The sequence below is a fragment of the Bacteroidales bacterium genome (assembly GCA_016707785.1).
Classification (GTDB): domain Bacteria; phylum Bacteroidota; class Bacteroidia; order Bacteroidales; family UBA4417; genus UBA4417.
Genome location: JADJGZ010000060.1, coordinates 52,073 through 67,120, shown reverse-complemented (window position 1 = coordinate 67,120; position 15,048 = coordinate 52,073). Strand labels below are relative to the sequence as shown.

The following is a 15,048-nucleotide window of genomic DNA, read 5'->3' as shown; positions in this document are numbered from 1 at the left end:
TCTTTATTTTCCTGATTTCTCAAGACGGATTCCAATATCAGAAACACCTGCCAGACTTTCAGTCCGCATTGCCTGATTTACGCCAATGGTATATTTCCCGGATCTTCTGAATTTGACACCTTTCCGGAATAAATACTGGGAATCACGGATTTTGCCATTGCCTTTTCCAAGCCATTCACCGTCGGAAGCAGCCAGGATACATTCAGCAGTATCTCTTGACCAGGTCTGATCGGGATACCAGGCTGTTATAAAGAGGTACAAATTCTGAAATTGGTAAGATGTAGTATTTCTGACAGAGAAACTGAGGTCGTAGGCTTGTAATGTGTCTGTTACTTCAAATTTGAAGAATAAGGTGTCTGATTCTTTCCAATCTGTTCCTTCTACATGTTGCATCTCTTCATAGAAAATGGAGCGGTCACAGGACGGTAAACTCAATAAGACACAAATAATCATGGCTAAAAACAAGCCTTTTCTGATCCCATTGTATTGTTTCAAGCCTGGTATGGTTGAATGCATGATTTAACGTTGTGTTGAGTCCCTATTTTTTATCGAATCTATGAAGGTCTTCAGTACTTGTTACCATATCGAGTGTAACTTTTTTCTCCTGTTTCCTTGCATAATCTTCCAACTTTTCAACCGATTTTCCCCCTTTATTCAGTTGGATGATCTCCTTTACTTTTTCAAGAGGAATTGCAAATAACTCTCCTTCATTTGTTTTATATGATAACCACATAATGCCACCAAAAACATCTATTTTCTGGACTGTAGCATCTCCTTTACGGGTTTTTATGACAATATTTTCATCCGGGAATTCCCTGATGGCATCAGCATAAGATTCAAATTCATAATTCAGGCAGCATTTAAGCTTTGAACATTGTCCTGCCAGTTTTTGAGGGTTAAGCGACATTTGTTGCACCCTTGCAGCTGCTGTTGATACAGAATGAAACCCGGTGAGCCAGGTGCTGCAGCAGAGTTCCCTTCCACACGAACCAATCCCACCAAGCCTGCTGGCTTCCTGCCTAACTCCAATTTGTTTCATCTCAATCCTGACTTTGAATTCTTCTGCCAGTATTTTGATTAGTTCCCGGAAATCGACCCTTTCATCTGCGGTATAGTAGAAGATTGATTTTGTTTCATCTCCCTGGAATTCAACATCATTCACTTTCATTTTCAATCCAAGGTTGGCAGAAATAACCCTACACCTGATGATGGCACTTTGTTCGCGATTGGCTGCTGTTATCCATTTCTCAATATCAGCAACTTTTGCTTTCCTGTAAATTTTCCTGATATCTTCCCGGTTAGGGTTTTGATTTTTTCTTTTCATCTGCAACCTCACCAATTCCCCGGTGAGAGTAACAATTCCGATATCATGGCCTGGAGAAGCTTCTACTGCAACGATATCTCCCATATGAAGGTTGAGTCCTGCCGGACAACGGTAAAAATCCTTCCGGTTGTTTTTGAATCGGATTTCGGCACAGTCGAATTTAACGTGAGAATCAGGTAAAGGCAAATCTTTCAGCCAATCAATGACATCCAGTTTTGCACAGGAATGGCCAAATTTTATTTCTTCAGAAGTCCCTTCAGTCTTGCCCCTGCAACAGCCTCGGGCAAACATCGGGTCCATAGATATATCGAGAGGGGTATTTTCTTCCATTTCAAAAAGTTAGTAGATCCTGCATAAGCCGCTGCCCTGGGCAATAACGACAGAATGGACCTGTTAGTATATTTAGGTTTGCCGTATGAAAGGCAAGTGAAAGGGCAAATTTACGTTTTTTTGGTATGGCTGTTGGCGGGAATTTTTATCAGTCGCGACATGATCAGTGACAGGTCGGTAAAAATGAAATTGGCATTGGCATTCCGCTCAATATGAAGGATTGCTTTATTAATTTCATCATCGAATTGACTTATATTCCTTGGGTGTACAAACGCCGAGAATTTTGAAATAAACTCCAATTCTTCCCCTGTTTTTTTTACAAGTTGTGAATTCCCGACATGGTATAGCATACATAAGCGAAGGATGTCGAGGGTATAAGTAAGGAATTCTTTTTGTTTTTCACGGCTGCCATCTCCGATCAGTCGGACAATGACCTCCATAAGCTGGTCAAATTCTTTCGTTTTAACGCCATACACATAAATTTTTCTCATCCAATCACGCAAAAGGATGAATTTTTCCTCATCAGGATCTGGTTCAGTAGAATCAGAATCATCCAGCAATACCCTGTCGAGAGCAAATCTCAGGTTACCGTTGGAAAGTAACGATAAAGCTTTGGCTTTTTCAGCCCCAAGACTGTAGGTTTCGTCCAGAAAGTGGGCCAGTGTTTCATCTTCCAGGGGCTGAAATTTAATGAGTTGGGTGCGGGACAGGATGGTACTGATTACCTGGTCATGATTCTCAGAAATGAGAACAAACAAGGTTTTATCAGGTGGTTCTTCCAGGTTTTTCAGTAGTTTATTGGCAGCCTGTTGATTCATCTTTTCAACCATCCAGATCACCATCACCTTATATTCTGCTTCATACGCCTTGTATGCAAGTGTGCCATTCACACTATCTGCATCATCGGCACTGATGAAGCCTTGTTTCTTTTCAATCCCGATTTTATCATACCAACCTGGCAGAGAAAGATAGCATTTGTTTTGAAGTACATACTCTCTCCATGCTACGATGAAATCCTTATAGGTAACCTTTTTTTCGTCAATTTCCTTGGTTTTATTAATAGGGTAAAGGAAATGAAGATCGGGATGGATCAATTTGCTGAACTTATTACAGGAGCTACAGGTTCCGCAGGAATCTTCGGGGGTGCGGTTTTTACAGTTAATGTACTGGGTGTATGCAATGGCCATTGCCAGTTTGCCAGACCCTTCAGGCCCCAGGAATAGTTGTGCATGGCTGACCCTGTTTTCCTGAACGGATTGAATAAGCCGCTGTTTTACTTTTTGCTGTCCGGGGATGTCACAAAATCGCATTGCATGGTATTTGCAACAAAGTTAAGGTTTTCCCTGATAATGGTATTCATGGGATGTGCTTCCTTAGCTTTTTATTATCCTCTTGAATATTCGAGCTTTAAGATCTTTAGCGATTGATTGGCCACCCATTCATAAGCCCTGGGAGCAAATCCCATATTTTCATAAAAACGGATCGCGGGAATATTCTCGGCACCAGTACTGACATTTACGATTTTTACCTCCGGATATGAAGAAAGCACCCATCGAACCAGGGTACCTGCAATCCCTTGCCTGAAATATTTTGGCGAGACACACAGCCTGGAGATTGTCAGGGAATCAGGGTTGTTCATTTCCAGTGCTATCAACCCTTTAACATCATCCTTACTTCCAATAATGATGAATACTTCTTCGCATACTAGTAATTCTTCGATTGACTCCACTAATGGGGGGATTTCCTGGAAACCAATCAGGTCAGCTTCAATTTGGTACGATTCCCTCTGTAATACCAGGACAGGTGCCGCCCAGGATTTATCTTTAATATCGATAATTCTTGGTAACTCATTCACTTTGAACACTTTTTCTGATTCAATTTGAACTATTTTTTTGATTTTGGAAACCGGATTTTGAAAGCATTACCTAACGGTCAATCGCATCAATTCCTTTCCTGAATGCCGGTTAATGATTAGAAGATAAATACCCGGAGATAGTCCCTTTATATCGATAGATTCATTGATATAGCCATGGGATATATTTCTTTCTTCGCATTTGATTAATTTTCCGCTTATGTCATGAATGCAGAACTTTATCATTTCCTGCCGTGGGGAGTAGAACTTAAGATATACGCTGCCTGATGCAGGGTTGGGATAAAGTATTCCATCCCAGATATTAACTTTTTCCTGAGTGTCATTACAATTCAAAATCTCGATCAGGTGATCTTTGAGCAAGGTATTGGTCCCGTTGTGATCGGTTACTGTGAGTCTTACACCGTAAAATCCCGGATCTGACCACCGACATTCCGGGGCAGATTGGAAAGATTCTGCAGGGTCACCCTCTTCAAATTCCCAGTGGTAAGTGAGGGGCTCACCTGCACAAAAAGGTTCGAAATGTATATCAAGCCCCGGGCAGGAAGAATAGTTACTTGCATTGAAATTTGCAGCAAGGGCTTCCGGATTGGCACCCAGAAAACTGAGATATTCCTTCATGATCAATTCACGGGTAGTTTCAGCATAGGGAAAAATTCCACCAAATTCTACTGAAGAGGCAATGGTCCGAAAAGTATTGGAATCATTGGCTACAGTAAAAATATGCCCTGTGTTCTTGTCATGGAAAAGCGCGATCGCTGGTTCTTCCGGAATGAGATTATAGATCATCAAGCTATCTCCTTTGTAGTGATACTGAAGTCCATCCATGATTGTAGAGGGTATGCCTAACAGAGTATCAGGCCGTTGTGTCCATGCTTGAGTATTCCCGCTTACCCTGAACTTTTCAATCGCACTATAAGAGATTGATGTACCAAACATTACACCACTTTCCAGGTAAACATTTCCCCCTTGTTCAAGGTAATGGTTAAGTAATTCATTTTCCCCGCTTAATAAAAGATGCATAAAAGGTTTCACTCCCAGGCAGACAAATACCTGGGAGAAGCTAAAGATATTACTGTCGATACTGGTTTGCATAGAGGGCATTATCCCTAGTTTTGAAATAGAAGAGGCAATATGAACAGCAGAATTGTGATTTCTGTCGAGATCGATGATTAGGATTTTAGTATCCCCGATGGTAACACTGAAATTTTCCTGAAGGGTATCAAATTGATCAGAGATTGCCATCAATTGAAGAGTAGCTGTATGTCCCTGCGGCGTGTTAGGATTAATTGATAATTCCCATTCTGCCTGATCATAAGAGTTATTGTTTAATTTCAGGAAAGGATTTCCGATAGGTGGAGATAAGCTAATAAATGGATCAGTGGAGCTTAGCAAACCATTAAAATCCGGAACAGGCTTTTTCCCGCCGTTGGATAAACGAAAGATTAGTCTGCAGGATTCACCCGGATCAGGCTGGTTGTTTTGTTGATCGATAATGAGGGGGCCGGAAATGCTGTAATTTAATTTGCAGGCAGTATAGTTCAGGAGTTTTTGCACCTGGTGACCGTCCCAATTGATTTGCAATAGAAAAGCAATTTCATAATTCCTGGAGATGGTATCTGAAACAATGAAGCTGAATGCCTGCTCTAATGAAGATGTACTTCCTGGTGCTAAGGAGTTCAATGTTACTATGGAATCGGTTACCTGGATTACAGGAGAAACAGGTCTCAGAACCATTTGAATATTTTCATATACCCCTGAAGAATTATTCGTTAGTCTCAGGGATACTTCTGCTTCTTCCCCGGCTTCAATCATTTGATCATCACCTGAAGAAATCTCTACCTCCACGTAAGGTCCATTGGAAAGGGAATACTTTTTTTCTTTTTGAATATGCCTCCCATCTGTCAATACAACAGTAAAATCTGCAGTAAAATCTCCTGTTATAGTCTGTGTGGAAATTAAACCTGCTTCAGATATTTCTGTCCCTTCCGGTAGTTGTTGGGGAAGAAATGAAATCAATCCTGCTGGTGTATTCTTATTCCATGTCTGTACCTGGAAATTAGTTCCGTCTCCATCTGAAATTCCGGATATTCCCGGATTTTCCAGAAGGGCATTCAGGTCACCGAATGATTGTTCAATTTTACCATCAGGGTAAAGAGTAATGCTAAAATTGTTTGATTGATCCGGAGTTAATTCGCTACCCAAAACCCATGTGACGATTACTTTCCCATTATCAGAGTTCACCCATACTCCATGTTCCGGCAGGGATATCTGTTGATGCTGATTCATGAACACTCCGATCCCATTAATCTGGCTCAGGTAGAGTGCTTCATCCTGAAGATAGGGATAGGGAGCATTCATAGCTTCAAAGAGCAGGTAGCCATCGGTGTGAATGATCAGGGTGTCGTAGGTCTTGCCATAGAATGGAAACGAGAAGGGCAGAATCAGCATAGAAATACCTTCCTGTGCGGTACTGATTGGAAGTTCAGAGCCACCACCATGTATGAAGGCAGTTGAACCGACAAGCCTTGAATATTCTCTTTTAATACTCCATTTGAGAGGAAGCTGAGCTTCTGTTGCTGAAAGCTGAACACTAACCGGTAAGCCTGCAACTGCAGTGGGCATTGACTCAGGAGAAATCGTTATGTCAGCCATTTGCTCATGAAGATTCACATAAAGTATTGTGCTTCCATTCCCCATCAGTTGGAAAGGGGTGTCAGGACATGTGAATTCTTTTGGACTATTTTCTGAGTAGGAGAGAATGGAGAATTGTTTAATACTGCCTGTTCCTGAACTCAGCGGGTCGTTTTCATCCACGAGCAGGAAGAATCGCCCTGTATTTCCATTTTTCATGGCTCCCACCAGGGGTGTGATATCGAGGCCAAGTTCAAGGTCTTTGTCATCAGGACCATATCCCCCTCGCATATTAAATTCGCCACCCTGGAAATTGAAGACAGGGAATTCCATAATTTTTTCGGGATAAGATGCAAGAGTATCGGCACTTACACCAACTCTCAGCCTGATCATGCCCCGTTTGTTATGATTGATAGTGGCTTTCAGTGTAAGTAAAGGTGTATATCCGGGTTCGACTGTAATGACGTGAGCCGAGTTATTCCAAATTCCTCCATACCCATACTTCGTTGCCAATGTGCTATAGAGTGCATAGCAATACCCACTGTCGGCAAAATAAATTCCATATGAATTGGCCAGTTTTACTCCCCCTATTTCCCAGTCCTTCATGTCAATCAAACCATCTGAATTGATATCCAGATCATTGGTAAATAAACCGTCTGAATTCATATCATAACAGATGGAATCATGATAACCCACTATTGTCATTGCATGTGTTGCGATGGGATCCCATGTTGTAACCACTTGTTTACCGGCTTCGGGAGAATCTGGAGGGAGAGAATTGGTAGCATAGTAACCAATATAGATATTTGCAACCCCACCTGTTAATGAGCCGTCAAGGTGGTCATTCAGCCAGTTTTTCAGGGTAAGCAGCCCCCTGGTATTGCTTAGGTTGATCGAGTTGACTTTACTGATTCTGTTGTGCATGGCTTGATAATATTTTTCATAGCCACTCATCCAGAAATATGGGTTTTCCATGGTTATAGGCCCAAAAGTAGCTTCATTCGGGCATCCTAATTGCCTTAGAATTTCAAAGCTATGGAAGTAACTAACCCCAACTCCGTAATATGTACCGGCATTCATGAAATTCCAGGTAAAATGACTTGGGTATTGATTGGACGCCTCATTAGATGGAATGTTCCTGGCACGGTTGATCTCATAACAGAAATTGTATGCCAATCCTGCAGCCTGTCCACAGGAGGCCCCCTGTTGCTGGAAGATAGGCCTCATAAATGGATGAATGGAATTATCTACTATATAAGGCAGCTGCTTCCCAATATAGTGATCAGGTAGTTCAAGAGGAGGGTAATCAGGATCTGTAAGCCCATTTTGGTAGGAAATACCTGGCGATGCTTTAAGTGTAATCCTGGAAGTGGTTCCTGGAAGAGATAATTGCTGTGCTATAAGTTCAGAACCAATAATAATAATGGTAAAAAACAGCAGTACAAGTCGGGACAGGGACATGACAATGATATTTCAGACTCAAAGTTAAAGAACAATTAGTCTGATTATGAATTCTTTTTTTGAAATTGAAATTTTGACGGATACTCACCCCTTGAATCTATCTAAAATGGGTTATGGTATGAGGTTTTTATTCTTCAATTTCCGAAATCAGCTTTTCTAATGCATCAATTTTTTTAAATGCACACCATTTCATTTTTCCCAAATAGGGTTCTGAATAGGCCATACCCTCTAAATCCACCATGGTAATACCGATTAGTTCTTTCTTATCGTTAAAGAATTCAAAATAGTAATGCACCTCTGGAGTACCTAGTTCCCCCCATTCATAATTTGAACTATCATTTAATAATCTCAGTAGTTCTTGAATCTCGTATTCTGACAATTCATTCTTTGTCTTTAAAAATTTTGTGTTTTCTGTAAGAATAACTTTGCCGGGTTTTGTTCTTGGGAATTTTTTTCTTTCTATATCTTCATAACCTGAAATTTCGTTGTATTGTTCAGGCATAGCGGTTTCAGGGAAATAATCATAATAAAATTTTTTATCAATTTTAATATCAGCAAACAGAGGGTTGAAATTTATTCTGGGTATATAGTATATCAAAGCCAAGATAAAAATGAATAACAGGGAATAGAGTGTGAGTTTTATTGTTTTCATTTTTTTTGTGAGGTTATTTTTAAAATTTCATTCAGCTGAATGATAACCTCAATAGTGCAATTTTTTAATTAAGTAAACTCAATACCTATCAACCACATGCTTATTCATGTGGGGTTTTCGTTAAATTTAAGTTTACAATTTCTTTCAGAATCCTCCGCCAGAAGAAGCACTTTTCTTTTGAGCCCCGATTTTTGCTCCCAGGAACTCCCGGTTCATCCTGGCAATATTATCAATAGAGATTTGTTTAGGACATTCTGCTTCACAGGCCCCGGTATTTGTGCAATTTCCAAAGCCTAGCTCATCCATTTTTTTAACCATTGCCTGTACCCGTTCAGTTGCTTCCGCTTTCCCCTGTGGAAGGTAGGAGAGGTGGGCTACTTTAGCCGAAACAAATAGCATTGCAGAAGCGTTTTTACAAGCTGCAACACAGGCGCCGCAACCGATACATGCAGCTGCATCCATTGAATGATCTGCATTTTCCTTTGGGATCAGGATTGCATTGGCATCCGGAATTCCGCCGGTATTTACTGAAATAAATCCCCCGGCCTGTATGATCTGGTCAAAGGCCTCCCTGTTGCAGATAAGGTCTTTAATAACCGGGAAAGGACGGGCTCTCCAGGGTTCAATGACTATGGTATCTCCATCTTTGAACTTTCGCATATGGAGCTGGCAGGTAGTAACCGCATCATCAGGACCATGAGGACGGCCGTTGATATACAGGCTGCATGTGCCACAAATTCCTTCACGGCAATCGTGGTCGAAAGCTACGGGTTCTTCACCCTTCACCACCAGTTGCTCATTCAGGATATCAAGCATTTCCAGGAATGAACAATTCGAGGAGATGTCGTTGATTTTGTAGGTCACAAATTTGCCTTTTGCTTTAGCGTTCTTCTGTTTCCAGATTTTTAATGTGAAGTTCATATCAGTAGATTTTGCGAATAGCCACTAGAGATCAGTGAATAGTGACTAGTAACTAGTAACTAGTGGTTTTTCTTTTACGATTGTTATTATTCAAATCAGAATGATATTTAAACTTAACCATAACATAAGTTTGTATCATTCTTTTTCTTATTCAATTTTTTTACACTGAGTTTTTCTTGTTTTCCAGTTTATGAATGAGGGAATTCAGCATTTTCCCTGATTCAGTTATGAGTTGGTTAAGTGGTGTAAGTTCTTCTTCCGACAAGTAATTCAATTCTTTTGCAATGGTCAATTCAGTTTCTAGTTCCATGAGCGATCCACGTGAAATTCTAAGCGATTGTACAAATAATCCAGTTGTAGATCGTCCCCAGCCTTCTGCTATATTGAGGGAACAGTAACAGCAGCTCTGCGAATTTGTGATGTCAGTCCATATACTTCATTTTTAGGGAAGTTGTTTGATACTAAGTAGGTGTTTTTTACCAATTCCATAGACCTTTTCCAAACTTCAAGGTCTTTATAAGTCTGAATTGACATAATGTTGCGAGAAATAATTTACTCAATTATTTATTAATGGACAGTCATTCACTAATCACCAGCCACTTATCATGTATCCCCATAGACCAGTCTTAATCTCTAATGTCTAATGTCTGATCTCTAATGTCTAATGTCTAATGTCTGATCTCTAATGTTTAATCTCTAATCTCTAATCTCTAATCTCTAGTCTCTAATCTCTAGTCTCTATTACCTATTTACTAGTCACTAGTCACTAGTCACTCTACTTATAATTCCGCTGTTTCACCTCTATAGACTCATATTCAAGCGATTCCTTATGTAATTCGGGGGTAGAATTGTCGCCTTTATACTCCCATGCTGCCACATACATGAAATCATTATCATTACGGAGGGCTTCGCCTTCAGGAGTCTGGAATTCTTCCCGGAAGTGACCACCACAGGATTCTTCGCGGTTCAGAGCATCCATTGCCATGAGTTCCCCTAATTCGAGGAAGTCGGCTACGCGTCCGGCTTTTTCCAGTTCAGGGTTTAAGCCTTCAACATCTCCAAGGATACGCACATCCTTCCAAAAAGCTGTTTTAACTTCCCTTATCATTCCTAATGCCTTTTCTAATCCGGCTTTATTGCGGCCCATCCCAACATAATCCCACATGATTTTGCCCAGCTGCTTATGAAAATGATCCACGGTTTTCGTGCCATTCACTGACATTAGTTTCTGGATTCTGTCTTTCACTTCCTTTTCAGTGGTATCAAATTCAGGCCTGTCGGTGGTGAACCTAGGAACATTGATCTGATCCGCCAGGTAATTCTGCAGGGTATAGGGGAGTACGAAATAGCCATCAGCAAGTCCCTGCATCAAAGCAGAGGCTCCCAGGCGGTTTGCACCATGATCGCTGAAGTTCGCTTCTCCGGCAATAAAGAGTCCGGGGATGGTAGATTGAAGTTCATAATCGACCCAGAGTCCACCCATGGTATAATGCACCGCAGGGTAAATCATCATTGGGTTTTCGTAAGGGTCTTCATTAACGATTTTGTAATACATCTGGAAAAGGTTTCCATAACGTTCTTCTATGGTATTCTTTCCCAGTCGTTTAATGGCTGCTGCAAAGTCCAGGAAAACGGCCAGGCCTGTTTCGCCGACTCCAAATCCTGCATCACATCGTTCTTTTGCTGCCCTTGAAGCAACATCACGAGGGACTAAGTTCCCGAAAGCAGGATAACGGCGTTCGAGATAGTAGTCACGGTCCTCTTCCCTGATATCGACCGGCTTCATTTTTCCATGACGCAGCGCTTCCGCGTCTTCTTTCTTTTTGGGTACCCAGATGCGTCCGTCGTTCCGGAGACTCTCACTCATCAGGGTAAGTTTGCTCTGGTAATCGCCATGAACAGGAATACAGGTTGGATGGATTTGGGTATAGCAGGGATTTCCAAAGAGGGCCCCTCTTTTGTAGGCTTTCCAGATTGCTGTAGCGTTGGAGCCCATAGCATTTGTTGAAAGGAAAAAGACATTGCCATATCCTCCGGTTGCTAATACAACGGTGTGTGCTGCAAAACGCTCAATTTTTCCATCAACCAGGTTACGGGCAATAATGCCACGGGCACGTCCATCGATGAGTACAAGATCCAACATCTCATGACGTGCATACATTTCTACATTGCCCAACTTTATCTGGCGACTTAGAGCGCTGTAAGCTCCAAGCAGCAATTGCTGACCTGTCTGGCCCCTTGCATAAAAGGTCCTGGAAACCTGGGCACCGCCAAATGAGCGGTTGTCGAGTAATCCGCCATATTCCCTGGCGAAAGGTACTCCCAGGGCTACACTTTGATCGATGATATTGCCGCTAACTTCAGCCAACCGGTAAACATTGGCTTCGCGGGCACGGTAATCTCCTCCTTTGATGGTATCATAGAATAAACGATAGATGCTATCGCCGTCGTTCTGGTAATTCTTGGAGGCATTGATCCCGCCCTGGGCAGCGATACTATGTGCCCTGCGGGGACTGTCCTGGTAACAGAAGGCTTTTACTTTAAAGCCAAGAGCACCAAGCGATGCTGCTGCTGAGGCCCCGGCCAGCCCGGTTCCTACCACAATAATATCCAGTTTTCTTTTATTGGCAGGATTTACAAGGTTGATATGATCCTTGTAATTTGACCACTTTTGTGATAAAGGGCCTGCTGGTATTTTAGAGTTAAGCTTGCTCATCGCTTAAGATTATATGGCTGGTTGATCTGGTATGAATAAAGACTTTAGAAAAGTGTGATTCACTACTTGATGAACAGGAAGTAAGCAGGAATCAAGGCAAATCCGAGTGGGATAATAATGGAATATATAGTTCCTGCCCATTTCACCACAGGAGTATATTTACTATGATTCAGTCCCAGGGTTTGAAATGCGGATTGAAAGGCATGATTCAGGTGAAATGCCAGGAACAGCATCAGTACGATGTATAAGATGGCATAAAAATTATTCGAAAAAAGCAGGATAGCCATTTGGTAGAAATCTTCCCTTTCCAGTCCTGCCGGTGGATCTACAATCCCTAGTTTAACAAAATAGAAGTTAAAGAAATGAACCAACAGGAATACAAAAATGATGGCCCCTGTATGGATCATGTATTTGGAAAAGAAGGAGGTATGGGAGAATCCTTCTACCTTATATCTAACCGGCCTGGCCATCCAATTATAAATCTGGATAATAATCCCCAGCAAAATATGGATAGCGAATCCTCCAAAAAGGAAAATTTCCATGAATTTGATAATGGGATTCGTCCCCATAAAGTGAACCGCTTCACTGTAAGCGACCCCGCCATCAGGTGATAGTATCAGGAGGTTGATGATCAGGTGCAGCACAAGGAAGGTGATGAGGAACAACCCGGCAAGTGCAAGGATTACTTTTTTAGTAATGGAGGAATAGAATAATGCGATATGGCTCATATGGCTGGTGATTTACCTTATTTGCTGGAAAGGACAACGAGGTAGATAAAGAAAAATGTTACTTTTGACTACGTAACGCTCAGAACAAAAATAGGAATATTTGTTTCTCTCAGACCTAAATAACTAATTTTTTAGATGTTTTAGACAAAAGATTGAAATTCAGCATGAAGGATACTGCTTTCAGACCAGATTAATATTTTTAACTTTTTAAAAGTTACTATACCATGAGATATCAGCCCCTTTCCTCAGAACTCTATATCCGGAATCGCAGCAAATTATTGCGAATGATGAAACCTAATTCAATGGCTATCGTTAATGCCAATGATGAAATGCCCAGGAGTGGCGATCAGACTTATTCCTTCAGGCAGAATTCTGATTTATTTTATCTCACCGGCCTGGACCAGGAAAAATGTGTCCTGACGCTTTGCCCATCTCATCCTGTAGAAGCTCTACGGGAAGTTATATTTACTGTTAAAACCAGCGACCTGATGGTGACCTGGAATGGTTATAAATACACGCTTGAGGAAGCCAGGGCCATTTCAGGGGTGAAAACCATCAAATGGCTCGAAGATTTTGAACTAACTTTAAGAGATCAGATGAGCCGGGTTCAGACGGTGTATCTCAATCAGAATGAATATGTTAAATTCATCACTGAGGTATCCTCAAGGGACACTCGTTTTGCAGAAAAAATGAAGAGGGATTTCCCAGTCCATTCCTATGAAAGACTTGCCCCTATGATTACTGAATTGCGAAAGGTTAAAGAATGGGAAGAGATTGCTCAAATGCAGAAGGCATGCGACCTCACGAAGGATGGTTTTCTAAGAATACTAGACTTTGTGAAACCCGGCCTGCTGGAATATGAAGTTGAAGCTGCATTTACACATGAATTTGCAAGGAAGGGATCAGGCCATGCCTACCAGCCAATTGTTGCCTCCGGGAAAAATGCCTGCGTTCTTCATTATGTCAGCAATGACCAGGAGTTAAAAAGCGGGGATCTGCTTTTATTGGATGTGGGTGCCGAATATGGAAATTACTGTGCGGATATGAGCCGTACCATTCCTGTTAATGGAAAATTCACTCCCAGGCAGCGTCAAGTCTATGAGGCCGTTTTGCGTTTACTTAAGGCTGGTATGGAAATGCTGGTCCCGGGAACTACCAATGAGAAATGGCATGCCCAGGTATGTAAGCTCATGGAAAAGGAATTAATCGGGTTAGGGCTGATCACGGAAGAAGAAGTGAAAAACCAGGACCCTGCTTCTCCGGCATTTTTCAAATATTACATGCATGGCACAGGCCATTTCCTGGGGTTGGATGTGCATGATGTAGGAAGCAGGCAGGATGAATTTGTAAGAGGCATGGTGATGACTTGCGAACCGGGAATTTATATACCTGAAGAAGGCATTGGGATCAGGTTGGAGAATGATGTAATGGTGGACCATATCCCTCTGAATCTTATGGCTGATATCCCTATTGAGCCGGATGAAATCGAGGAATTAATGTCGAAAAGAAATATCGTGGTCTAGTGCCTGATCAGGAACTTTTTTACAGAAAAGGATTTTCCATCCATAACTTTCACTGAATATATTCCTGCAGGCAGATGACTTACATCGACAGATTCCTTATTATACCTGTTGATTTTCAATACAACTCTGCCCTGAGCATCAGCGATTTCAATGGAACAGGATTTTAAGATTTCCTTGAGTTCCAAAAAGAAATAATTGGAAACCGGGTTTGGATAGATTTTTATTCCTTCAGCATTATTGGGTTCAGGGATTCCTTCTGCCCAATCTTCGAAGTGCAGGTTATCAAACATAAGTCCATCCTTCTGGGTATCAATCCCATCACTCACAAAAGTAAATTTATAGAGGACGGTATCTTCATATTCCATTGTTGAAGGAGGACAAATGCAATATGAAAAGGGTTTCCAGTCGTAAGAATTACCCGTTAGTACTGGTTTGTCCTGAATTGCACCCCAGGTGCAGCATCCATTATATTGTGCACTATCAACGCTCAGCCAGGTGATTCCGTGATCCAGTGAGAATTCGATGAAACCATAATCCGTAAGACTATCAGAATTAACATAGTACCAGCCGGTTATATCTATTTTCGGATAAGCAAAATGCCAGCCATCACCTGCAAGATGAGTAATAATAAAAGATGAGGTATCATTTACAGGGTAAGCATTTACAGTATCGGTAACCATCACATTGACAGGCGAATATGCTGTGTTGAAAACTGTTTTTTGTGGATGTCCGATTTGCCAGCAATTAATGCCTGAAGTTTCTGGTTGGAGAATGACTTTGCTTAAATAGGCAGGATCATCAAAAGTAATATCCCACCAGGGTTGACACAAGCCAATTAATGCTGTAAATGAAAACAGCATGATCAAAATAGATTTTTTCATAAAAACGC

At 41.4% G+C, this 15,048-nt stretch carries 11 protein-coding genes and 1 pseudogene; 1 reads left to right on the top strand and 11 read right to left on the bottom strand.

Annotation, left to right across the window (positions count from 1 at the left end; translation table 11 throughout):
• Nucleotides 1-3: 3 nt before the first annotated feature.
• From IPH84_20055 to IPH84_20010, 10 genes and pseudogenes are all read right to left on the bottom strand, one after another.
• Complete coding sequence (locus IPH84_20055; GenBank protein MBK7175454.1) at nucleotides 4-516, bottom strand: gliding motility lipoprotein GldH; 513 nt, start codon at nucleotides 514-516, stop codon at nucleotides 4-6.
• 22 nt (nucleotides 517-538) lie between these two features.
• Nucleotides 539-1,615 carry a hypothetical protein gene (locus IPH84_20050; GenBank protein MBK7175453.1) on the bottom strand — a complete coding sequence of 359 codons (1,077 nt, stop codon included), beginning with the start codon at nucleotides 1,613-1,615 and terminating at the stop codon, nucleotides 539-541.
• Nucleotides 1,616-1,764: 149 nt separating this feature from the next.
• Nucleotides 1,765-2,964 (bottom strand): DNA polymerase III subunit delta, encoded by a 1,200-nt coding sequence (locus IPH84_20045; protein ID MBK7175452.1) that lies wholly within the window; start codon nucleotides 2,962-2,964, stop codon nucleotides 1,765-1,767.
• Nucleotides 2,965-3,038: 74 nt separating this feature from the next.
• Nucleotides 3,039-3,509 carry a GNAT family N-acetyltransferase gene (locus IPH84_20040; GenBank protein MBK7175451.1) on the bottom strand — a complete coding sequence of 157 codons (471 nt, stop codon included), beginning with the start codon at nucleotides 3,507-3,509 and terminating at the stop codon, nucleotides 3,039-3,041.
• A 66-nt stretch (nucleotides 3,510-3,575) separates the two neighbouring features.
• Complete coding sequence (locus IPH84_20035; protein MBK7175450.1) at nucleotides 3,576-7,619, bottom strand: T9SS type A sorting domain-containing protein; 4,044 nt, start codon at nucleotides 7,617-7,619, stop codon at nucleotides 3,576-3,578.
• 127 nt (nucleotides 7,620-7,746) lie between these two features.
• Nucleotides 7,747-8,271 carry a hypothetical protein gene (locus IPH84_20030; protein ID MBK7175449.1) on the bottom strand — a complete coding sequence of 175 codons (525 nt, stop codon included), beginning with the start codon at nucleotides 8,269-8,271 and terminating at the stop codon, nucleotides 7,747-7,749.
• Between the two features lie 144 nt (nucleotides 8,272-8,415).
• The gene (locus IPH84_20025; GenBank protein ID MBK7175448.1) at nucleotides 8,416-9,192 is read right to left on the bottom strand and encodes a succinate dehydrogenase/fumarate reductase iron-sulfur subunit; all 777 of its coding nucleotides are present in this window, start codon (nucleotides 9,190-9,192) and stop codon (nucleotides 8,416-8,418) included.
• A 160-nt stretch (nucleotides 9,193-9,352) separates the two neighbouring features.
• Nucleotides 9,353-9,726, bottom strand: a pseudogene (locus tag IPH84_20020) (four helix bundle protein).
• Between the two features lie 241 nt (nucleotides 9,727-9,967).
• Nucleotides 9,968-11,908, bottom strand: coding sequence for a fumarate reductase/succinate dehydrogenase flavoprotein subunit (locus tag IPH84_20015; protein MBK7175447.1), 1,941 nt, complete (start codon nucleotides 11,906-11,908; stop codon nucleotides 9,968-9,970).
• A 62-nt stretch (nucleotides 11,909-11,970) separates the two neighbouring features.
• Nucleotides 11,971-12,636 (bottom strand): succinate dehydrogenase cytochrome b subunit, encoded by a 666-nt coding sequence (locus IPH84_20010; protein MBK7175446.1) that lies wholly within the window; start codon nucleotides 12,634-12,636, stop codon nucleotides 11,971-11,973.
• 224 nt (nucleotides 12,637-12,860) lie between these two features.
• Between IPH84_20010 and IPH84_20005 the strand changes: the two genes are divergently transcribed.
• A complete protein-coding gene (locus IPH84_20005) occupies nucleotides 12,861-14,159 on the top strand; it encodes an aminopeptidase P family protein (GenBank protein MBK7175445.1) in 1,299 nt (432 codons plus the stop codon).
• On the opposite strand, the gene IPH84_20000 is transcribed toward IPH84_20005, so the two are convergent.
• A complete protein-coding gene (locus IPH84_20000; protein ID MBK7175444.1) occupies nucleotides 14,156-15,040 on the bottom strand; it encodes a T9SS type A sorting domain-containing protein in 885 nt (294 codons plus the stop codon). The genes IPH84_20005 and IPH84_20000 overlap by 4 nt on opposite strands.
• Nucleotides 15,041-15,048 lie beyond the last annotated feature (8 nt).